Annotated in this window: 18 protein-coding genes; 15 read left to right on the forward strand and 3 right to left on the reverse strand. The window is 74.2% G+C overall.

Features of this window, described 5'->3' with window-relative positions; all coding sequences use genetic code 11:
- Positions 1-129: 129 nt before the first annotated feature.
- The 12 genes from Q2K19_RS23150 to Q2K19_RS23205 all read left to right on the forward strand — a co-directional run bounded on the left by Q2K19_RS23150 (position 130) and on the right by Q2K19_RS23205 (position 14,328).
- Positions 130-903 (forward strand): SIR2 family NAD-dependent protein deacylase, encoded by a 774-nt coding sequence (locus Q2K19_RS23150; RefSeq protein WP_302763658.1) that lies wholly within the window; start codon positions 130-132, stop codon positions 901-903.
- Between the two features lie 104 nt (positions 904-1,007).
- Complete coding sequence (locus Q2K19_RS23155) at positions 1,008-1,544, forward strand: GNAT family N-acetyltransferase (RefSeq protein WP_302763659.1); 537 nt, start codon at positions 1,008-1,010, stop codon at positions 1,542-1,544.
- 116 nt (positions 1,545-1,660) lie between these two features.
- Positions 1,661-3,319 carry an FAD-binding dehydrogenase gene (locus Q2K19_RS23160; protein WP_302763660.1) on the forward strand — a complete coding sequence of 553 codons (1,659 nt, stop codon included), beginning with the start codon at positions 1,661-1,663 and terminating at the stop codon, positions 3,317-3,319.
- 337 nt (positions 3,320-3,656) lie between these two features.
- Positions 3,657-3,893 (forward strand): helix-turn-helix domain-containing protein, encoded by a 237-nt coding sequence (locus Q2K19_RS23165; protein ID WP_302763662.1) that lies wholly within the window; start codon positions 3,657-3,659, stop codon positions 3,891-3,893.
- 204 nt (positions 3,894-4,097) lie between these two features.
- A complete protein-coding gene (locus Q2K19_RS23170; RefSeq protein WP_302763663.1) occupies positions 4,098-5,582 on the forward strand; it encodes a DHA2 family efflux MFS transporter permease subunit in 1,485 nt (494 codons plus the stop codon).
- A 112-nt stretch (positions 5,583-5,694) separates the two neighbouring features.
- Complete coding sequence (locus Q2K19_RS23175; protein WP_302763665.1) at positions 5,695-7,095, forward strand: hypothetical protein; 1,401 nt, start codon at positions 5,695-5,697, stop codon at positions 7,093-7,095.
- A 66-nt stretch (positions 7,096-7,161) separates the two neighbouring features.
- Positions 7,162-8,397, forward strand: a complete 1,236-nt coding sequence (locus tag Q2K19_RS23180) for an AAA family ATPase (protein WP_302763667.1) — start codon at positions 7,162-7,164, stop codon at positions 8,395-8,397.
- Positions 8,394-9,638 carry a vWA domain-containing protein gene (locus Q2K19_RS23185; protein ID WP_302763668.1) on the forward strand — a complete coding sequence of 415 codons (1,245 nt, stop codon included), beginning with the start codon at positions 8,394-8,396 and terminating at the stop codon, positions 9,636-9,638. Before Q2K19_RS23180 ends, Q2K19_RS23185 begins: the two co-directional genes overlap by 4 nt.
- A gap of 152 nt (positions 9,639-9,790) precedes the next feature.
- Positions 9,791-12,070: an FAD-dependent oxidoreductase gene (locus Q2K19_RS23190; RefSeq protein ID WP_302763670.1), complete on the forward strand. Its 2,280-nt coding sequence runs from the start codon at positions 9,791-9,793 to the stop codon at positions 12,068-12,070.
- Positions 12,067-12,387 carry a putative quinol monooxygenase gene (locus Q2K19_RS23195; RefSeq protein ID WP_302763672.1) on the forward strand — a complete coding sequence of 107 codons (321 nt, stop codon included), beginning with the start codon at positions 12,067-12,069 and terminating at the stop codon, positions 12,385-12,387. Before Q2K19_RS23190 ends, Q2K19_RS23195 begins: the two co-directional genes overlap by 4 nt.
- Positions 12,384-13,610 (forward strand): cytochrome P450 family protein, encoded by a 1,227-nt coding sequence (locus tag Q2K19_RS23200; protein WP_302763673.1) that lies wholly within the window; start codon positions 12,384-12,386, stop codon positions 13,608-13,610. Before Q2K19_RS23195 ends, Q2K19_RS23200 begins: the two co-directional genes overlap by 4 nt.
- A gap of 55 nt (positions 13,611-13,665) precedes the next feature.
- Positions 13,666-14,328: a TcmI family type II polyketide cyclase gene (locus tag Q2K19_RS23205; protein ID WP_302763674.1), complete on the forward strand. Its 663-nt coding sequence runs from the start codon at positions 13,666-13,668 to the stop codon at positions 14,326-14,328.
- Positions 14,329-14,403: 75 nt separating this feature from the next.
- Here Q2K19_RS23205 and Q2K19_RS23210 read toward each other — a convergent pair whose 3' ends face one another.
- Entirely contained in the window at positions 14,404-14,571 is a 168-nt protein-coding gene (locus tag Q2K19_RS23210) for a hypothetical protein (RefSeq protein ID WP_302763675.1), read from the reverse strand.
- 200 nt (positions 14,572-14,771) lie between these two features.
- On the opposite strand from Q2K19_RS23210, the gene Q2K19_RS23215 reads away from it, so the two are divergent.
- Positions 14,772-15,146: a DUF1622 domain-containing protein gene (locus tag Q2K19_RS23215; RefSeq protein WP_302763676.1), complete on the forward strand. Its 375-nt coding sequence runs from the start codon at positions 14,772-14,774 to the stop codon at positions 15,144-15,146.
- Between the two features lie 39 nt (positions 15,147-15,185).
- Here the strand turns inward: Q2K19_RS23215 and ygiD are convergent, their stop codons facing one another.
- Entirely contained in the window at positions 15,186-16,055 is an 870-nt protein-coding gene (ygiD, locus tag Q2K19_RS23220) for a 4,5-DOPA-extradiol-dioxygenase (protein ID WP_302763678.1), read from the reverse strand.
- A gap of 184 nt (positions 16,056-16,239) precedes the next feature.
- Here ygiD and Q2K19_RS23225 point away from each other — a divergent pair, with 184 nt between their 5' ends.
- Positions 16,240-18,306: a heavy metal translocating P-type ATPase gene (locus Q2K19_RS23225; RefSeq protein ID WP_302763679.1), complete on the forward strand. Its 2,067-nt coding sequence runs from the start codon at positions 16,240-16,242 to the stop codon at positions 18,304-18,306.
- A gap of 7 nt (positions 18,307-18,313) precedes the next feature.
- On the opposite strand, the gene Q2K19_RS23230 is transcribed toward Q2K19_RS23225, so the two are convergent.
- Positions 18,314-18,685, reverse strand: coding sequence for an ArsR/SmtB family transcription factor (locus tag Q2K19_RS23230; protein WP_302763680.1), 372 nt, complete (start codon positions 18,683-18,685; stop codon positions 18,314-18,316).
- 77 nt (positions 18,686-18,762) lie between these two features.
- Here Q2K19_RS23230 and Q2K19_RS23235 point away from each other — a divergent pair, with 77 nt between their 5' ends.
- Positions 18,763-20,730 (forward strand): heavy metal translocating P-type ATPase, encoded by a 1,968-nt coding sequence (locus Q2K19_RS23235; protein WP_302763682.1) that lies wholly within the window; start codon positions 18,763-18,765, stop codon positions 20,728-20,730.
- Positions 20,731-20,745: the final 15 nt, after the last annotated feature.

Consider the following 20,745-nt stretch of genomic DNA (forward strand, 5'->3'; position numbering starts at 1 on the left):
GTTCCGGTTCTGCGGGAAGCGGGGGAATTGCCGGAAAGCCTGCGGATCCCGCTGGCGGATGGCACCGGGTGTCGGTGAGACTCGGGCGGGCGCGGGGTGCGCCCGCCCGGCAGGAGGGGGTACGACCGGATGGGGCAGGCGGCGCGGGACGCGGCGGAGTTGCTCGGACAGGCCCGGCGGGTGGTGATCTTCACCGGGGCGGGCATGTCGGCCGAGAGCGGTGTGCCGACCTTCCGGGACGCCCTGACCGGGCTGTGGCGGCAGTTCGACGCGCAGGCGCTCGCCACGCCGGACGCGTTCCGTGCGGACCCCGCGCTCGTGTGGGGCTGGTACGAGTGGCGACGCGCCACCGTCCGGCAGGCCCGGCCGAACGCGGGGCACGTCGCCGTGGCCGCGATCGAGGCCCGCGTGCCGAGCAGCGTCCTCGTCACCCAGAACGTCGACGACCTGCACGAGCGGGCCGGTTCCGCCGCCCCGGTGCACCTGCACGGCAGCCTGTTCGCACCCCACTGCTCGGGCTGCGCCCAGCCGGCGCCGGTGCCGGACCTGACGGAGGAGCCGGCCGAGGGCCGGCGGATCCCACCGCCGCGGTGCGCGCGGTGCTCGGCTGCCGTCCGGCCGGGTGTGGTGTGGTTCGGCGAGGCGTTGCCGACGGAGGCGCTGGAGGCCGCCGTCGAAGCGGCGTCCACCTGCGACCTCCTGCTGACCGTGGGCACCTCCGGCCTGGTCTATCCGGCCGCGGAGATCCCCCAGGTGGCGGCGCGCCTCGGCGCCGCGGTGATTCAGGTCAACCCGGAGGAGACGCCGCTGGACCGGGTCGCCGACGTGAATCTGCGCGGCCCGGCCGCCCGCGTGCTCCCCGCTCTGGTCGACGCTGCCTGGGACCGCCCCCACGGGGCCTGACCGTCGTCGGCCGGACTGGTGGCGCAGCCGGGGAGCTGTCGTGGCATGCCGGCCAGGTGGGTTGCGTACGCTGGCCCGGCGACCGCCGTGACCCGGGAGATTTGATGACCAGCCCTGGACCCTGCACCGTCCGGACCGCCCGCCCCGGCGACGTGGCTGCCCTCGTCGACCTCGTCGAGTCGGCGTACCGGGGGGAGCGCAGCCGGGCCGGCTGGACCCACGAGGCGGACCTGCTCGGCGGCCAGCGCACCGACGCGGGCATGGTGAACGCCGCGGTGCGGCACCCGGACGGCACGGTGTTGGTCGCCGAGGACGAGGCGGGCATCGTCGCCTGCTGCCAACTGGAGCGCCGGGACGACCACGCCTACTTCGGCATGTTCGCGGTGTCACCGGGGCGGCAGGGCGGCGGGCTCGGCCGGGCGCTGCTGGCGGAGGCCGAGCGGTTCGCCCGGGAGGAGTGGGGCGCCGGCGAGCTGCGGATGACGGTGATCACCCAGCGGGACGACCTGATCGCCTGGTACGAGCGACGCGGCTACACCCGCACGGGGGAGCTGACCCCCTTCCCGTACGGCGACGAGCGGTTCGGCGTGCCACGGCGACCGGACCTGGCGTTCGAGACGCTGACCAGGAAGCTCGGCTGACGGCGGCCCGACCCGACCGGCACCCGCCCGGGGCGGTCGTCAGCCCGCTGCCGAGACCCGTCGCGAATCAGGACCCCGAGCAAGGATTTCGGCGGCCCGGTCCGTACGGTCGGGGCGTGGAAACCGATGTGATCGTGGTCGGGGCCGGCCTCGCCGGCCTGGTCGCCGCCGCCGAGGCGGCCGACGCCGGCCGCCGGGTGCTGCTGCTGGACCAGGAACCCGAGCAGAACCTCGGCGGCCAGGCGTGGTGGTCGTTCGGCGGGCTCTTCCTGGTCGACTCGCTCGAGCAGCGGCGGATGGGCATCCGGGACTCCGTGGAGCTGGCCTGGCAGGACTGGACCGGCAGCGCGGCGTTCGACCGTCCCGAGGACCACTGGCCGCGCCGGTGGGCCGAGGCGTACGTGCACTTCGCGGCCGGGGAGAAGCGGGCCTGGCTGCGCGGCCTCGGTCACCGGATCTTCCCGGTGGTCAGCTGGGCCGAACGGGGCGGGGGAGCGGCGGACGGGCACGGCAACTCGGTGCCCCGGTTCCACGTCACCTGGGGGACCGGCCCCGGCGTGGTCGAGCCGTTCGCCCGGCGGGTGCGGGCCGCCGCCGATCAGGGCCGGATCCGGCTGCTGTTCCGGCACCGCGTCGACGAGCTGGTCACCAGCGCCGGCGTCGTCACCGGCGTGCGTGGCGCGATCCTGGAGCCCGACGACGCCCCGCGCGGCCGTCCCACCTCCCGCACGGTGGTCGGCGACTTCGCGTACGGCGCGCAGGCCGTGATCATCACCTCGGGCGGGATCGGCGGCGACCACGACCTGGTCCGGCGGGCCTGGCCGGCGCGCCTCGGCACCCCACCGACCCGGATGGTCACCGGGGTGCCGGCGTACGTCGACGGGCGGATGCTCGGCATCACCGAGGCCGCCGGCGGGCGGATCATCAACCCCGACCGGATGTGGCACTACACCGAGGGGCTGCGCAACTGGGACCCGATCTGGCCCGGGCACGGCATCCGGATCCTGCCCGGCCCGTCGTCCCTCTGGCTCGACGCGACCGGGCAGCGGCTGCCACCGCCGCTCTTCCCCGGCTTCGACACCCTGGCCACGCTGCGCCATCTGCGCACCACGGGGTACGACTACAGCTGGTTCCTGCTCACCCAGCGGATCCTGGAGAAGGAGTTCGCGCTGTCGGGCTCGGAGCAGAACCCCGACCTGACCAACCGCAGCATCCGGGGGGTGCTGCGCCGGGTGCGCCCCGGCGCGCCGGGCCCGGTCGAGGCGTTCAAGCGGCACGGCGCGGACTTCGTCGTCGCCGACGGCCTGCCGGCGCTGGTCGACGGGATGAACAGGCTGGCCGCCGAGACCGGCGGGCCGCAGCTCGACGCCGTCGCGCTGCGGCGGGTGGTGGAGGCCCGGGACCGGGACATCGCCCACCCGTACGGCAAGGACGCCCAACTGCAGGCCGTTCGCGGTGCCCGGGCGTACCGGGGGGACCGGCTCGTCCGGGTGGCCACCCCGCACCGGCTGCTCGACCCGGCCGCCGGCCCGCTGATCGCCGTCCAGTTGCACGTGCTCACCCGCAAGACCCTCGGCGGGCTGCACACCGACCTGTCCGGCCGGGTGCTGCGCCCCGACGGCGAGCCGCTCGGCGGGGTGTACGCCGCCGGCGAGGTCGCCGGCTTCGGTGGTGGCGGCTTGCACGGCTACAACGCGCTGGAGGGCACCTTCCTCGGCGGCTGCCTCTTCTCCGGACGGACGGCCGGCCGGGCCGCAGCGGCCGCCGTCGGCTGACCCGCGGGCGCGTTGCCTACCGGTGCGCCGGCGGTAGAACAAATTCCTCCCCAGGGCGGTCACTTTGCCACCGCCCGGGTGGGCCGTGACGTCGGATCGTTGTCGGTTACCTGATTGGAATCTGCAAATGGCTGGGGCATTGTCCCTCGACGGCGGACACTCGCATTTGCTCGGTTCTTGCGGGTGGCCCGCATTGAGGCATCCCGCAGGCCTCCGCCCAGTTCGTGGCGGCGCGGTTCGCCGGGTGAGCCGGCCCGTCGCCCTGCTCAGACGCCGCCGGCGTGATCATCTGTCATCTAAGGTTGACGCCGCGCGCCGGCGCTCCTAGGCTGGGGGCATGGCAGTCAATCGGCTGGTGAGCCTCGTGAACGCCACCGACGACGACGACCCCCGGGTCGCCCTCGCCGCCACCGCGGAGGCGGCGAAGGAGTTCGAGCGGATCCAGGCGGTCCTGGTCCGGCGGGCGCGGGCGCAGGGCGTGACCTGGGCGGAGATCGCCGCCGCGCTCGGCGTCAGCAAGCAGGCGGTGCACAAGAAATACGGCGGTCGGGGACTGTTTCGCAAGGAAGACTGAATTCTGGTCCCGCGTCCCTCAACATTTCTCCAGACATTCTCCTTGAGCGGCGTCGTACCCCGGTGCGAATCGCCGGCGTAACAACCTGTCAATAGATTCACTATTCCGCTGGCGTCTCAGGAATGGCGGGAACGGCAATTCCTGCCCGAAATCAGCCAGTAGGCGCAGCTTCGACAGATCCAACCGGCGAGCGAAGGAGCAACCATGACCACGGCACCGCGGCCGGCGGCCGCGCCGCAGGCGTCGATAGCCAAGCTGGCCATCGTCATCCTGCTGGGCGGCGTGATCGTCCAGCTCGACGCGACGATGACCAACGTCGCGATCAGCACCTTCATCAAGGACTTCGACTCCACCATCTCCACCATCCAGTGGGTCGGCACCGGCTATCTGCTGGCGATGACCCTGACCATCCCGGCCACCGGCTGGGCGATGGAGCGCTTCGGCCCGCGTACCCTCTGGACCGCGACCGTGCTGGTCTTCCTGGTCGGCTCGGTGCTGGCCGGCTTCGCCTGGTCGGCGCAGAGCCTGATCATCTTCCGGATCCTGCAGGGTCTCGGCGGCGGCATGATCGTGCCGATCGCCCAGGCGGTGCTCGCCCAGGCCGCCGGCCCCGACCGACTCGGCCGGCTGATGGCGGTGATCGCGATCCCCGCCATGCTGGCCCCCGTCCTCGGGCCGGTGATCGGCGGCTGGCTGGTCACCGACGTGAGCTGGCGCTGGATCTTCTTCGTCAACGTCCCGATCTGCCTGCTCACCATCCTGCTGTCCTGGCGTTACCTGTCGGCGGAGAAGGCGGTGGTCAACGGCCGGCTCACCCGGCTCGACTGGATGGGCCTGGCCCTGCTCTCGCCCGCCTGCGCCGCGGTGGTGTACGGCCTGGCCCGGGCCGGCAACAAGGGCACCTTCGGCGAGTCCGGCGTGATCGCCTTCGTCATCGCCGGCCTGGTGCTGCTCATCGGCTTCGCGGTGCACGCGCTGCGGGACGACGAGCCGCTGCTCGACCTGCGGCTGTTCCGGGCGCGCAGCTTCGCCGCCTCGGCGTCGGTGGTGTTCCTCTCCGGCATCGTGCTCTTCGGCGCGATCATCCTGCTGCCGCTCTACTACCAGCAGGTGGCCGGGCTGACCCCGCTGCGGGCCGGCCTGCTGCTCGCGCCGCAGGGACTCGGCATGGCGGTCGCGCTGATCATCGCCGGCCGGCTCTCCGACAAGATCGGCCCACGGCCGATCGTGCTTGTCGGCATCGCCCTCGCCGCGGCCGGCGCGCTCGTCCTCACTAAGGTGGAGGCGGACACCAACCGGTGGCTGCTGAGCGCGGCGCTGGCCGTCAGCGGCGCCGGGCTCGGCGCGGCGACGGTACCGGTCCTGGTCGGCGCGTACCGGGGGCTGCGCCAGGAGCAGATCCCGCGGGCGACCACCGCGATCCGGATCTTCCAGCAGCTCGGCGGCGCGTTCGCCGGCGCGGTCCTGGCAGTGGTGCTGCAGCACGCGAGCGCCAGTGCGGCGACCGCCGGTCGCGGCGGCCGGCCGGAGCCGTCGGCGCTGGCCGACGCGTACGGGCAGACGTTCTGGTGGGTGCTCGGCTTCGCCACCGTCGCCCTCATCCCGGCGCTGCTGCTGCCCGGCAGCCCGCCGGAGAGGAAGTCCCCGCCGCAGACCCCGGCCGCGGAGGAGACCCCGGTCGCCAGCTGACGGCAATTCCCGGTAAGCCCCTGGCGGACGTCCCGGACGGAGCGCTATGCTCCGCCGCGATGATGACCTCCTCGTCCAGATTGGGGGCCCGGTTCGCGCAAGGTGAGTGCTGATGCGCTCGCCCGCCGCGAATGCGGAATCCCGTCTCTCCCTCTGGCGGCGCGTGCGCGAGTTCGCCGTACCGCCCTCCATGATCGAATCTGCCACCGCGCGTCGTCGCGTCGGTGACTGGGCCGGCGCGTGCGCCGCGGCCCGCGTCGACGTCGACCTTGACCTGCGCGCCGTGGCTCGGCGCCACGGCCGCGAGCTGGCCGCCCGGCTCCGGGCCGATCTCCGACACCTCGCACCCGACCTGCTGCGCTGGCACCTGCCGAGGGTCGCCCCCGACGGACTGCTGCGCCCGGCGCTGACCATCTCGCTCGTCAGGTACGACCCGGCGGAGCAGGACGCCACCGAGCCGGTGCACCTCGTGGTCCGCACCCCGCCGGCCTGGGCGGACGCGGGCCAGCGGATCAGCCTGACGCTGTGGGCGGGCAGCCGCGCCAAGCAGGCCGGCGGGCATCCGCACTCCCGTCCCGACCGTCGGTTCCGCCTCGACCTGCACCGCCACCTGTGGGACGCGCGGCAGGCCGATGAGCTGCGGGGCCGGTCAGGGGCCGAGCACCTGCCCACCGAGGACGGCGGCGGGGGCCCGCCGTGGCGGGAACCTGGTCACGCGGTGCACCGCTGGGCGGCCGAGGCGGCGATCCTGCTTCGCGCCGAGGGACGGACCGGCGCCGCCGTGGCCGTCCGGCTCGGGCCCCGACGCCGCCTGGTCCTGGACGTCCCTCCACGAGGGATGAACGTCGGGCAGCGGCCCGAAGGGGGCGAGCAGAACCTGCGGTACGCCCGGACGACCCGGGCCGGGCACGCCGCCGCGCTGCCGGTGCTGCCCGACGCGGCGACGTGGCTGCCACCCGACCTCGAGTTGCTGTGCCATGGGCTGATCGGGGTGGACCAACTCCACCCGCTGGTGGCGTCGGCGCTCGACCCCGACCGCCCGGCGGCCGGCACTCGGGCGTTACCGGGCCCGGGGGCACAGCCACGGCTCGTGGTGTGCCGGGGAGCCCGGCACCGGATCGGCCTGGTCGACGGGGTCCTCGCCGCGCTCGACCACGACCCGGCGGAGATCCGCCGGGAGGAGCTGCTGGCCGCGCTGACCGGCAGCCCGCTGCCCTGCCTGCAGGCGATCGACGAGGCGCACCGCCGGCCGGCGTGCCTTCCCGACATCCGCGCCCGCCTCGACCACGGTGACATCGCCGGTGCGCTGGCCACCGTCCAGGCCCTGCTCGGACCCGACGCGCTGCTGCGCGCCGGGGACCTGCGCGAGGAACTGGAGACCGCTGCGCTGCGGCGCATCACGTATGGACTGTTCCGCGCCGGACTGACCGGGCATGCACCCCCGCCCAGCTCCCGGGACCGGCGGCCCAAGCGGGACCGCCGCTCCCACCCGCGCCACGCGACCTTCCGCTGACCTGCGGATCGTCGCCTCTCACCCGGCCCCTGGCCGATCCACCCACGACCTCACAGGTGATCCGACATGCCTTCGCGTACCCCGATCGACCTCACCCCGCAGCTCGACGTCGCCGCCGCGCTGCTCGCCCTACTGTGCGACACCAGCACCGAGGCTCGCACCGACCCGCAGCTGGAAGCACTGACGCTGGCCGTCGCCGCCGACCTGCCGGTGCTGCTGTGGGGCGAGCCGGGCATCGGCAAGACCGCCGCGCTGACGCAGCTCGCCACGGCCCTGGACCTGCCGCTGACGACGGTGATCGCCAGCGTCCACGAGCCTTCCGACTTCTCCGGGCTGCCGGTCGTCGGGGACGACCCGGCAGCGCAGGGCGTCCCGATGGCCCCGCCGGACTGGGCGGTACGCCTGGTCCGCGCCGACCGGGGACTGCTGTTCCTGGACGAGCTGTCGACCGCTCCGCCCGCCGTGCAGGCCGCGCTGCTGCGTCTCGTGCTCGAGCGGCGGATCGGTAGCCTGCGTCTGCCGGCCGGGGTCCGGATCGTGGCCGCCGCCAACCCTCGCTCCTCCGCGGCCGACGGCTGGGAGCTGAGCCCGCCGCTGGCCAACCGCTTCGTGCATCTCCAGTGGACGCACGACCAGGAGGTGGTCGTACGTGGCCTGGGTGGGACCTGGCCCCGGGCGAGCCTGCCCCGGCTCGACCCGGAGCGGCTGACGCAGGCCGTCGCCTTCGCCCGCCGTGCGGTGTGTGGGCTCCTGTCGGCCCGCCCGGGGCTCGTGCACCGGCTGCCGACGAGCGAGGCCGGCCGCGGCGGCCCCTGGCCGTCGCCCCGGAGCTGGGAGATGGCCCTGCGCCTGATCGCCTTCGCCACCGCGGCCGACACCTCCCGAGAGGTCCTGTCGATGCTGGTCCGAGGCACCGTCGGCGACGGCCCCGGACTGGAGCTGCTGGCCAGCCTGGACCGGATGGACCTGCCCGACCCCGAGGTGCTGCTGGCCGACCCGGCCGTCGCCGTGCTGCCCGAGCGGGGCGACCTGCGCCAGGTCGTGCTGGACGGTGTGGTGGAGGCGGTGCGCCGGCGCCCGGAGCGGTCCCGCTGGGACGCGGCCTGGACGCTGCTGGTCCGGGCGCTGGAGACGGGCGCCCCGGACCTGGTGGTCGTCCCCGCGTCCACGCTCGCCCGGTTGCGCCAGGAGGACTGGGACGTGCCCGCGTCGATCGACCGGCTCGCCGGGGCGGTGTCCCTGTCCCGCGCGGCCGACCAGGCGGCGGCCCGGGTCGCGGTCGCCGCGGGGAGCGGACGATGACCGTCGGGACGCTGGACCGGGACAAGCTCTTCACCGCCCGGCTGCACGCCGCCCGGGTCCGGCCCTACCTGGCGACGGCGCTGTTCGCCCTGCACGTGGTCGAGTCCCGGCGGGTGCCGACGATGGCGGTGGACCGGTACTGGCGGTGCTACGTCTCGCCCAGCTTCGTGGACCGGACGCCGGTCGAGGAACTCGCCGGAGTGTGGGTGCACGAGGTCTCGCACCTGCTCCGCGACCACCACGGGCGCGGCGACCGGGTCGCGCGGGAACGTGGGCTGACCGGGCCGGGGGAGCGGCTGCGGATGAACATCGCCGCGGACTGCGAGATCAACGACGACGTGTTCGGCGACGGGCTGGCCCGCCCCGCTGGCGCTGTCGACCCCGGCTCCCTGCGGCTGCCCGAGGGCGGGTTGATGGAGGACTACCTGCGCCAGTTCCGGCTCGGACCGCTTACCCAGCACCTGGCCTGGCTGGACTGCGGCAGCGGCGCCGACGGGCTGGAGCGCGAGTGGGACCTCGGACCGGACGGCGCGCACGGCCTCAGCCCGCAGGAACGCGACGCGGTGCGGTTCCGGGTGGCCGAGGGCATCACCGGCCGACCGGGGAACGCCCCGCAGGGCTGGCGACGGTGGGCGGAGCAGGCGTTCCATCCCCCGCAGCCGTGGCGGGAGCTGCTCGGCGCGGCGGTCCGCTCGGCGGTCTCCGCGTCCGGCGTGGGCGAGGACTACACGTACGGGCGACCGTCGCGGCGTTCCGCCGGCGTACCCGGGGTCGTCCTGCCGGCGCTGCGACGCCGGCCCCCGCGGGTCTGCGTTGTCGTCGACACGTCCGGCTCGGTCAGCGACGCCGAACTCGGCAGCGCTCTGCTCGAGGTCACCGCGATCTCCCGGGCCGTCGGCGGCCGGCGGGACCTGGTCGGCGTGCTGCCGTGCGACGCGGCCGCGGACACCGTGCACCGGCTGTGCCGCGCCGAGGACGTCCCGCTCCTGGGCGGTGGGGGAACGGACCTGCGTACGGGTTTCGCGCGGGCGCTGCGGGACCGGCCGGCCCCGGACGTGGTCGTGGCCCTGACCGACGGACAGACCCCCTGGCCGTCCTCCCGGCCGCCGTGCCGGACGGTGGTGGGGCTGTTTCCCCGGCAGCGGACCAGACGGTACGAGCACGATCGCGATCACGTGCCGAACTCGCCGCCGGCGTGGGCGCGGGTGGTTGTCATCGGGTCCACTCCCGCCGCCCGGTGAGGCGCGGCCCTGGGACGACCCCCCGTCCCTGCAGCGTCAACGGCCGCGGACTTCGCCCGGGGCTTCCGTGACGGGCGGGTGACGCGACCTTCGGCAGGGTCGCAGGGCGACGGCTGCTCCGCCGTCCCGCCCAGGCCGTCCGAGGAGATTTCATGATCAGGACGATGCTCCGGATCCGCGCGCGCCCCGGATGCGAATCCGCCGCGGCAGCCGCCTGGCGGGTGGCCGCCGAGCAGGTCGGCCGCGCGGCCGGCAGCCTCGGGCAGGACCTGCTGGTGGACGCCGCTGATCCGCGTACCTTCGTCCTGGTCACCGAGTGGACCGACGAGGCCGCGTGGCGCGACTACGCCGCCGGGCCCGTCGCCGCGCGCTTCGCCGACGCCGTCCGCCCGCTGTGCGAGACCTTCCCGGTGGACGGTTACCGGCTGATGCGCGACCGGGCGGACGGCGACCCGAGGATCTTCGTGGACGTCGAGCTCACGGTCCCGGCCGGGCGTCGGGCCGAGTTCGACCGCGGGTACGTCGAGGTCCTCGACCGGATGGCGGCGGTGCCTGGCTACCTGCGCGAGGACCTGCTGCGCGAGCCGGATTCCGACGTCCACCACATCTTCGCCGAATGGCGCAGCGCAGCCGAGTTCCACCGCTGGATCGGCGACCCGGCGCACGCGGAGCAGGAGGCCGGGCCGATCGCGCCCTTCCTCCTCGACATCCGCCGCCGCCTCTTCCACGCCGTGGCCGAGCCACGGGACAGCCGAGAACCGCATATTGGCAGGGAGGCCGACGTGCACAGGACAACGGACGTACTCGTCGTCGGGGCCGGGCCCGCCGGGCTGACCGCCGCCGTCGAGCTGGCCCGGCGGGGCATCGACTGCCGGGTGATCGACAAGCTGGCCACCCCGGCCGGGCAGGCCGACAAGGCGATCGGTGTGCACTGCCGCACGATGGAGCTCTGGGAGGAGCAGGGCATCGTCCGGGAGGCGATGGACGCCGGTATCTGGCTGACCGGGAACATGGTGTTCGTCAACGGTCAGGAGACGCACCGGATGAGCTGGGAGCTGCCGGGCCTGCCGTATGCGCACCTCGGCCTGCCGCAGTACGAGACCGAACGGCTGCTGGCCCAGCGGCTCGCCACGCTCGGCGTACGGCCGCAGCGCGGCGCCGAGCTGGTCGGGTTCACCCAGGACGACGACGGGGTGACGGCCACCGTCGCGACCGCCGACGGCGGCACCGAGACGGTACGCGCGAAGTACCTGGTCGGCTGCGACGGCGCGCACAGTCGGGTCCGCGAGCTGCTCGGCCTGACGTTCACCGGCGGGCTGGGCCGGTTCCCGCAGCTGTTCATGCTCGGCGACGTGGACGTCGACTGGGACATGCCGGACGGCCACCTGCTCCGGTTCCTGCACGAGACCGACGGCCGGATGGACGGCATGCTGGTCTGCGTACCGCTGCGCGGCGAGCGCCGGTACCGGATCGCCACGCTGGCGCCGCCCCGGTTCTTCGCCCAGACCGGCGGCCAGGACGCCCCGCCCGGGTTCAGCGAGGAACTCGCCGCACCCACCCTGGCCGACGTCCAGGCCGCCCTCGACCACCTCGCCCCGGCCGGCACCCGGGCGTCGAACCTGCGCTGGTCGTCGATCTTCCGGATCAGCCACGGGATCGTGGACCGGTACCGCGACGGCCGGGTGTTCGTGGCCGGTGACGCGGCGCACCTGCACCCGCCCGCCGGCGGCCAGGGCATGAACACCGGGATCCAGGACGCCTGGAACCTGGCCTGGAAGCTGGCCCTGGCGGTCCGGGGAGCCGCGGCGCCGGGGCTGCTGGACAGCTACGAGACCGAACGACGGCCGGAAGGCGAGGAGATCGTCGGGCGCGCGGTGCGGATGGCGTTCACCGACGAGCTGGACCGGGCGGACCTGGAGCGCCAGTTCCTCCAGGAGATGTCCATGTTGCTCAGCTACGCGGGCAGCCCGCTCGTGGGCGAGTCGGTGTCCGATCCGGACGCGCTGCGCGCCGGCCCCGGGCCCGGCGACCGCACCCCGGACGTGGCCGGACTGCGCCGGCGCGGCGTCGGGCACCCGCTGCGGCTGCGCGACCTGACCCGCGGCGGCCGGCACACCCTGCTGGTCTACGCCGACGCCTCGGCCGACGAGGCGGCGCTGACCGAGGTGGCGGAGCTCTGCGCCGACCTGCACCGGCAGACGTCCGGGGAGATCGAGGCGTACCTGCTGCTCAGCCCGGACGCCCCGACGCCGCGGCTGCTCGCGCCGCCGGTCGTGGTGGACGCGGAGAACGAGTTCCGCGCCGGCTACGACGTCGCCGGCACCGCGCTGTACCTGGTCCGGCCGGACGGGCACGTCGGGTTCCGCAGCCAGCCGATCGACGCCGACGGCCTGCGCAAGCACCTGCACCTGGTGTTCGGGGGCGCGCGATGAGCCGGGTACGCACCGTGCTCGCGATGCGGACCCGGGAGGGCTGCGCGGAACGGTTCGAGGCGGAGTGGCTCTCGGCGGCGGCGGAGATCCGCACGCTGGACGGCTGCCTGCACCAGGACCTGGTCCGCGACGCCGACGACCCGCGCAGCTACCTGATCATCAGCGACTGGGCGGACCGCGAGCGGCTCGACGCCTTCGGCCGCAGCGAACACCGCGACCGGCTGCTGCGCATCATCCGTGAGCTGCGCGAATCCGCGCAGCGGCACACCTACCAGGTACTGCACAGCGTAGGCAGCGAGCCCGAGGAGTCGAGATGACCGAGGACGCCGTACCCGCGGACCAGTTCTACACCGACGAGTTCGCCGCCGACCCCTATCCCTCCTTCGCCCGGCTGCGTACCGACCGGCCGGTCTGCCCGGTCAGCTCGCCGCGCTTCGACCAGTACCTGATCACCGGGTTCGACGACGCGAAGACCGCGCTGACCGACCCCCGGCTCTCCAAGGACCTCTACGGCCCCGGCCAGCACTACCTGCGGCTGTTCGGGCCGAACTCGGAGGGCCTGAACAAGAACATGCTCAACTCGGACCCGCCGGAGCACACCCGGCTGCGGCGAATCGTGTCGCAGGCATTCGCGCCGCGCCGGATCGAGGCGCTCCGGCCGCGGGTGGCGCAGATCGTGGACGGCCTGCTCGACCCGCTCGTCCCGCAGGGCCGGGCCGAGCTGATGCACGACTTCGCCATCCCGCTGCCGATGTCGGTGATCTGCGAGCTGCTCGGCATCCCAGAGGCCGACCACGGGCAGGTGCTCGACTGGACCCAGGTGATCAGGACGTCCGGATCGTCCCGCCGCCCCCCGCAGGAGGAGCGGGCGGCCGTACAGGAGGCCCAGCTCAAGCTGCACGACTACCTCGTGGACCTGGTGCAGGCCAAGCGCGCGCATCCCGCCGACGACATCATCGGCGCGCTGATCGACTCCCGCGACCGGGACGGGCGGCTCTCCGAGGCGGAGCTGGTCACCACCACGTTCCTGTTGCTCTTCGCCGGGCACCAGACCACCGCGGACTTCCTCGGCAACGCCACGCTGGCCCTGCTGACCCATCCCGAGCAGCTCGAACTGCTGCGCACTTCGCCGCAGTTGCTGCCGTCCGCGATCGAGGAACTGCTTCGGTTCGACGGTCCGCTGCCGGTGGCCAGCCCCAGGATCGCCACCGAGGACGTCGAGTACCAGGGGGTCTGCATCCCGCAGGGCGCGATCGTCGGCGTGGTGATCAACTCGGCCAATCACGACCCGGCGCACTTCACCGACCCGGACCGGCTCGACCTCCGGCGCGTCCGCGGCCCGCACCTCGGCTTCGGTCACGGCGTCCACTACTGCCTCGGGGTGTCGCTGGCCCGGATGGAGGCGCAGATCGGCCTCGGGGCGCTGCTGCGCCGGCTGCCGGGACTGCGGCTCGCCGTGCCGCTCGCCGAGGTGCGTCGGTTGCCGGCGGCGTCACCGTTCCGGGGGCTGCTGGAGCTTCCGGTCACCTTCGCCGCTTGACAGCTCCAGGACCCATCCTCACCCGCCAACCAGATCCCACCCAAGGAGCACAGCCATGGTCTTCCGGAACGTGATCGTCTGCCACATGGTCCCCGGCAGCGACAACATCGTCGGCGACGTCTTCGGCTACTACGACCGGACCACCCGACCCCAGGACCTCGGGGTCATCGGGCGGATCCTGCTGTCCCACGACGACCTCTACGTCCACGTCATCGAACGCGAGCAGGACCCCAAGGTGTCCGGGCAGACCCGCGGGCTGCCCGCGTTCCAGAAGATCGCCGAGGCCATCGCCCCGTACGTGACGCCGTACCCGAGGTACTGGAAGAACCCGTCCGACTCGGTGGCGAAGGAGTTCTACCGGTGGGCCCCGGACGGCGAGGCACCCGCGGACACCACGCTGAAGGTCATCATCCAGCGGATCAAGCCCGGCGCCGAGCCGGACGTGGCGCGGATCTTCGCCGAGTCCGACGACGGGTCGCTGCCGACCGAGCTGGGCGTCACCGGGCGGTGGCTGTACTCGATCGACGACGTGTTCGTGCACCTGGTGGAGCAGGACGCGTCGGTCGCCGAGGCCCTCCGGCACAACCACCGCAGGCCCGCGTTCGGCAAGCTCATGGAGGAACTCGCGCCGTACGTCGCCCCGTACCGGCCGGAGAACTGGCGCGGCCCACAGGACTCGGTGGCCAGACCGTTCTACCGCTGGCGCGCCGAGGACTGACCGGCGGCCCGCCGGATCCTGCGCCGCCGGCTCACCCGGGTGCCCTGGGCGAACCTCCCGCCCGAGCCGTGCGGCTCACTCGTCGCCGACGGTCTCCGTCTCGCCGTCGTGCTGGAACTGCACGGGCAGGTGCTCGTCGGGCTGGGGCGCCTGCGCCAGCCGGTGGTGCGGGTCCCCGTCCCGGGAGAACAGGACGTCGTCGGTCTTCTTGCTTTTCTCCTGGTCCTCTTCCGGCTCCGTCACGTGCACTCCTCAGCAGGTGCCGTCGATGACCGTCCCGGGCGGGTCGGTCCTATTATGTCGCGATATCCACCCTAGGCGGCCGGAACCGCTCGTGCAGACGGATGCTGCAGCGCCCATGGGTGGCCCGGCCCGAAACACCTCCGGCCGGCACCGCCGTTGCGCCATGGTGGGGGCGACGGCCGGCGGTACGGGGGTGACGGGTGCCGACCAAGGAGATCATCGAGCGGATCGGAACCCTGCTGGACCTGGCCGGGGTGCTGGTCATCGCGCTCGGCGTCGCCATCGCCACGGTCGTCTTCCTGCTGCGCTGGTGGCGAACCCGGCAGGTGGTCGACCACTACCGGCCGTACCGGCAGGGCGTCGGCCGGGCCATCCTGCTCGGGCTGGAGTTCCTGGTGGGCGGCGACATCATCCGTACCGTGGCAGTGTCCCCGACCTTCACCAGCGTCGGGGTGCTGGCCCTGATCGTGCTGGTCCGCACCTTCCTCAGCTTCTCGCTGGAGGTGGAGCTCGACGGCCGCTGGCCATGGCAGGGGAAGGGGCCGATCGGCGGGCCGAGCGTCGGTGCGCGGTGAGTCGTCCCGGCCGGCGGCCCGCGGCCGGGGTGGGGGTGGTCAGATGTTCGCCGAGTCCGCCGGCACGTCGGTCGGCAACGAGGGTGCGCCGGTGGCGGGTTCGGCGCCGGGGCAGCTCAGCCCGAGGGTGTACGCGGTCATCGACAGCGACCCGTACGCGTACCCGTCGACCAGCACCTCGGGGCGGCTGCCGTCGGTGCCGGCCAACCCGGCCAGGTAGAGCAGCGGGATGAAGTGGTCCGGGGTCGGTACGGCCAGGTCGTAGTCGCGGTGTGCGTCGAGCCGGGCCGCCTCGGTCGGGGTGTCCTGGACGATCTCGCGGGCGGCGTCGTCGAAGCGCCGCGCCCAGTCGAAGCCCTCGTCGGTCCGGCGCGGGTCCACGCCGCCCAGGTTGTGGACGACGTTGCCGCTGGCCACCACGAGGACGCCGCGGTCGCGCAGCGGGGCGAGCCGGGCGCCGAGGTCGAGGTGGTAGTCCAGTGGCTTGAAGGCGTTGATGCTCAGCTGCACCACCGGGATGTCCGCCTCGGGAAAGGCGTGGGTCAGCACCGACCAGGTGCCGTGGTCGATGCCCCAGGAGTCCAGGTCGGCGCCGACCCAGGTGGGATGCACCACGTCGCTGATCTCCTCGGCCAGTTCGGGCAGGCCGGGCGCGGGGTACCGCACGTCGAACAGTTGCTGTGGGAAGCCGTAGAAGTCGTGGATGGTGCGCGGCCGGGGCATGGCGGTGACGGCGGTGGCGCCGATGTACCAGTGCGCGGAGACCACCAGGATCGCCCGAGGCCGCGGCACCGCCTGCCCGAACTTCCGCCAGGCGGCCGTGTAGCGGTTGACCTCCAAAGCGTTCATCGGGTTGCCGTGGCCGAAGAAAGCCGCCGGCATCACCGTCCGGGTCGTCTGCTCGCTCATCCCGCTTCCTGTCGCCGGCCGTGTCCCGAGGCTAACCCGGCGGCCCGGTCCCTGTCCGGACGACCCGGCCCGGAGGCCCGCTCCGGCGTGATACCCGTGGGGGGACGGCACGGATGCGCCCGACCGGCCGGGGCTGGTGCCCCTACCCCCTAGGGGTATATGGTGGCGGCGGAGGTGGAGTTCGATGGAGCACGAACACCCGGGGGCCGGCCGCCACGACGGGCACGCCGGATCCGGTGCAGGGCACGACAAGCACGCCGGGCACGACCCGGAGCAGTTCCGGCGGAAGTTCTGGCTCAGCCTGGCGCTGACCCTGCCCATCGTGGTGACCAGCCACATGGTGATGGACTGGTTCGGCTACTCCCTCGACTTCCCGGGCATCCGCTGGGTCGGTCCCGTCCTGGGCTCGGTCGTGTTCTGGTACGGCGGCTGGCCGTTCCTGGTCGGCGCCGTCCGCGAGGTCCGGGACCGGGCGCCCGGCATGATGCTGCTGATCTCGCTGGCGATCACCGTCGCGTACGCCGCCTCGGTGGCGACCAGTCTCGGCCTGTTCGACCTGGACTTCTGGTGGGAGCTGGCGGCGCTGGTGACCATCATGCTCCTCGGGCACTGGCAGGAGATGAAGGCGATCGGGCAGGCGCAGGGTGCGCTCGCCGCCCTGGCCGCCCTGCTCCCCGACGACGCCGAACGCCTCGACCAGGCGGGACAACCGCACCGCGTCTCGGTCGGTGACCTGCGCGTCGGCGACCTGGTGCTGGTCCGCTCCGGCGGCCGGGTCCCCGCCGATGGGCGGATCGAGGAGGGGGCCGCCGAGCTCGACGAGTCGATGATCACGGGGGAGTCCCGGCCGGTGCCGCGTGCCGCCGGGGACCGGGTGGTCGCCGGCACCGTGGCCACCGACTCCGCGCTGCGGGTCCGCGTCGCGGCGGTCGGCGAGGACACCGCGCTCGCCGGCATCGGCCGGCTCGTCGCCCAGGCGCAGTCCTCCGGCGGGCGCGCCCAGGCGCTCGCCGACCGGTTCGCCGCGCTGCTGTTCTACGTCGCCGCCGTCGCCGGGCTGGCCACCTTCGTCGCCTGGCTCGTGCTCGGCAACACCGACCAGGCCGTGGTCCGCACCATCACGGTGCTGGTGATCGCCTGCCCGCACGCCCTCGGGCTGGCCATCCCGCTGGTGGTGGCGCTCTCCACCGCCCTCTCGGCGCGCGCCGGCATCCTGGTGAAGGACCGGCTCGCCCTGGAGCGGATGCGGACCGTCGACGCGGTCCTGTTCGACAAGACCGGCACCCTCACCAAGGGGAAGCACGCGCTGACCGGGGTGGCCGCGGCCGGCGGCATGGCCGAGGAGGACGCCCTGCGCGTCGCCGGCGCGGTCGAGGCCGACAGCGAGCACCCGCTCGCCCGGGCGCTGGTCACCGCCGCCCAGGACCGCGGCCTGCGGGCCACGGCGCGGGACTTCCGGTCGCTGCCCGGCCGGGGGGTCCGCGCGGTGGTCGACGGCGCCGACTGGGCGGTCGGCGGGCCGGCCCTGCTGCGTGAGCTGCACGCCGAGGTGCCCGACGAGCTGACCCGGGCGGCGGAGGGTTGGTCGGGACGGGGCGCCGCGGTGCTGCACCTGGTGCGGCTGCCCGCATCGGGCGGTGCGCAGGCGGTCGGCGCGTTCGCCCTGGAGGACGAGGTCCGTCCCGAGGCCCGCGCGGCGATCGCGGAGCTCCGCGAGCAGGGTGTGCGGAAGATTGTCATGATCACCGGGGACGCCCGGCCCGTCGCCGAGGCGGTCGCCGCCGACCTGGGCTTCCGCCCCGGCGTGGACGAGGTCTTCGCCGAGGTGCTCCCGGCCGACAAGGACAAGGCGGTCACCGAACTGCAGTCCCGGGGCCTGACCGTGGCCATGGTCGGCGACGGGGTCAACGACGCCCCGGCCCTGGCCCGGGCCGACGTGGGGGTGGCCATCGGCGCCGGCACCGACGTGGCGATCGAGTCCGCCGGGGTGGTGCTGGCCAGCGACGACCCGCGCGGCGTCACCGGCATCATCCGGCTCTCCCGGGCGTCGTACCGGAAGATGCGGCAGAACCTGGCCTGGGCGGCCGGCTACAACGTGGTGGCGATCCCGCTCGCCGCCGGGGTGCTGGCCTGGGCCGGTATCGCGCTCAGCCCGGCGGTCGGCGCGGTGTTGATGTCCGCCTCCACCATCGTGGTGGCGCTCAACGCGCAGCTGCTCCGCCGGGTCCGCCTCACCCCGGAGCAGAGCTGACGGCCGCTCAGCGGGTCGGGGCGTGCGCGGCCAGGTCGCCGCTGGCGTGGTCGGGCAGGTCGCGGTCGGTGTGGTCGGCGTGGAAGAGCGCCTCGGCGAGCAGCGCCCGGACGTGCACGTCGGCCGCCGAGTAGTAGACGAAGGTGCCCTCGCGGCGGCCGCGGACCAGCCCGGCCAGGCGCAGCTTGGCCAGGTGCTGGCTCACCGCCGTGGGGGCCGCCCCGACCAGCTCGGCCAGGCAGGCGACCGAGGACTCGCCCTGGAGCAGCGCCCAGAGGATCTTGATGCGGGTCGGATCGGCGAGCATCCGGAAGCTCTCGGCCGCGAGGTGGACCTGTTCGTCGTCGGGCATCCGGAACTCCGGCAGGGAGGTGTGCACCCGCCCAGCCTAGCCCTCCTCCTTGGCTGCTTGGCTGACTGAATACCTGCGAACTGATGCAGGTAGTGTGCCAACCCGTGACCCTCACTACCGATCCCCGCCCGGCGGCGCCCACCGCCGCCTCCGACGCGCGCCGCCGCGGACTCGCGGCCCGGCTCTGGGCGCTGACCGAGGTGCGCTGGGCGGCGGCGGCCACCCTGCTCTTCGCCCTGGGCGTCCTGGCCCAGCTCGCCGACGCGCCCGCCCCGGTCTGGTGGACCCTCTATCTCGCCTGCTACGCCACCGGCGGGTGGGAGCCGGCGCTCGCCGGGCTCCGCGCACTGCGTGCCCGGACCCTCGACGTCGACCTGCTGATGATCGTCGCGGCCCTCGGCGCGGCCGGCATCGGGCAGGTCCTCGACGGCGCCCTGCTGATCGTCATCTTCGCCACCTCGGGAGCGCTCGAGGCGTTCGCCACCGCCCGCACCGCGGACTCCGTCCGCGCCCTGCTCGACCTCGCCCCCGAACGGGCTGCCCGGGTCCGCGCCGACGGCGTCGAGGAGGTCGTCCCCACCGCCGACCTGGACGTCGGTGACGTGATCCGGGTCCGCCCCGGTGAGCGCATCGGCGCCGACGCGGTGGTGGTCGACGGGGCCAGCGACGTCGACCAGGCCGGGGTGACCGGCGAGCCGCTGCCCGCGCCGAAGCACCCCGGCGACGAGGTCTACGCGGGCACGGTGAACGGAGCGGGCAGCCTGCTCGCCCGGGTGCACCGACCGGCGGCCGAGTCGGTGGTGGCCCGGATCGTCGCCTTGGTCGAGGAGGCGTCGGCCACCAAGGCGCGTACCCAGCTCTTCATCGAGAAGGTGGAGCAGCGGTACTCGGTCGGCGTGGTCGTGGCCACCCTGGCGTTGTTCGCCGTGCCGCTGGCCTTCGGCGCGGCGCTGCAACCGACGCTGCTGCGCGCGATGACCTTCATGATCGTCGCGTCGCCCTGCGCGGTGGTGCTCGCCACCATGCCGCCGTTGCTCTCCGCCATCGCCCTGGCCGGCCGGCACGGCGTGCTGGTCAAGTCGGCCGTCGTGGTGGAGCGGCTGGCCGACACCGACCTGGTGGTGTTCGACAAGACCGGCACGCTGACCGAGGGCACGCCCCGGGTGGCCGAGGTCAACCCGGTGCCCGACGGACCGGACGAGCCCACGCTGCTCCGGCTGGCCGCGGCCGCCGAGCAGCCCAGCGAGCACCCGCTCGCCGGGGCGCTGCTGGCCGCCGCCCGGGAGCGGGGACTGACCCTGCCGCCCGCCGCCGACTTCACCGCCACCCCCGGCCGGGGCGTCGCCGCGACCGTGGCCGGCCACCGGGTCCTGGTCGGCAGCCCTGCGCTGCTCGACGGGTCCGCCCCGACACCCGCGGCGCGGCTGGTCGACGCCGCGCAGGCGTCGGGGCGTACCGCCGTCGTGGTGCAGGTCGACGGCGCGGTGGCCGGGGTCCTGGGCCTGGCGGACCGGGCCCGGCCCGCAGCGGCGGAGACCGTCGCGGCGCTCACCAGCCTCACCGGGTCCCGCCCGGCGCTGCTCACCGGCGACAACGCCGGCGCGGCCGGCCGGCTCGCCGCCGACACCGGCATCACCGAGGTACACGCCGGCCTGCTCCCCGAGGACAAGGTGGACCGGGTCCGCGCCCGGCAGCGCGACGGCCGGCGGGTGCTGCTCGTCGGCGACGGGATCAACGACGCCCCCGCGCTCGCCGCGGCCGACACCGGCGTGGCGATGGGGCGCCACGGCTCCGACCTGGCCCTGCGTACCGCGGACGCCGTGCTGGTCCGCGACGACCTCGCCGCGCTCCCCGCCCTGCTCGGGCTGGCCCGCCGGGCCCGCCGGCTCGTCGTGGCCAACCTGGTCGTCGCGGCGACCTTCATCGTGGTGCTGGTCACCTGGGACCTGGTCGGGCACCTGCCGCTGCCGCTCGGCGTCGCGGGGCACGAGGGGTCCACCATCATCGTCGGCCTCAACGGGCTGCGCCTGCTGAGCTCCCGGGCCTGGCGGCGGGCGGGGGAGACGCGGTGAGCCGGCGCCGCCGCC

Origin of the sequence: Micromonospora sp. NBRC 110009, from assembly GCF_030518795.1 — a bacterium.
Lineage (GTDB): Bacteria > Actinomycetota > Actinomycetes > Mycobacteriales > Micromonosporaceae > Micromonospora.

Coding starts and splice junctions, on each gene's coding strand:
- Q2K19_RS23175 (WP_302763665.1), top strand. CDS start 5,695: ATGCGCTCGCCCGCCGCGAATGCGGAATCCCGTCTCTCCCTCTGGCGG.
- Q2K19_RS23190 (WP_302763670.1), top strand. CDS start 9,791: ATGATCAGGACGATGCTCCGGATCCGCGCGCGCCCCGGATGCGAATCC.
- ygiD (WP_302763678.1), bottom strand. CDS start 16,055: ATGAGCGAGCAGACGACCCGGACGGTGATGCCGGCGGCTTTCTTCGGC.
- Q2K19_RS23170 (WP_302763663.1), top strand. CDS start 4,098: ATGACCACGGCACCGCGGCCGGCGGCCGCGCCGCAGGCGTCGATAGCC.
- Q2K19_RS23155 (WP_302763659.1), top strand. CDS start 1,008: ATGACCAGCCCTGGACCCTGCACCGTCCGGACCGCCCGCCCCGGCGAC.
- Q2K19_RS23195 (WP_302763672.1), top strand. CDS start 12,067: ATGAGCCGGGTACGCACCGTGCTCGCGATGCGGACCCGGGAGGGCTGC.
- Q2K19_RS23200 (WP_302763673.1), top strand. CDS start 12,384: ATGACCGAGGACGCCGTACCCGCGGACCAGTTCTACACCGACGAGTTC.
- Q2K19_RS23225 (WP_302763679.1), top strand. CDS start 16,240: ATGGAGCACGAACACCCGGGGGCCGGCCGCCACGACGGGCACGCCGGA.
- Q2K19_RS23165 (WP_302763662.1), top strand. CDS start 3,657: ATGGCAGTCAATCGGCTGGTGAGCCTCGTGAACGCCACCGACGACGAC.
- Q2K19_RS23185 (WP_302763668.1), top strand. CDS start 8,394: ATGACCGTCGGGACGCTGGACCGGGACAAGCTCTTCACCGCCCGGCTG.
- Q2K19_RS23180 (WP_302763667.1), top strand. CDS start 7,162: ATGCCTTCGCGTACCCCGATCGACCTCACCCCGCAGCTCGACGTCGCC.
- Q2K19_RS23150 (WP_302763658.1), top strand. CDS start 130: ATGGGGCAGGCGGCGCGGGACGCGGCGGAGTTGCTCGGACAGGCCCGG.
- Q2K19_RS23205 (WP_302763674.1), top strand. CDS start 13,666: ATGGTCTTCCGGAACGTGATCGTCTGCCACATGGTCCCCGGCAGCGAC.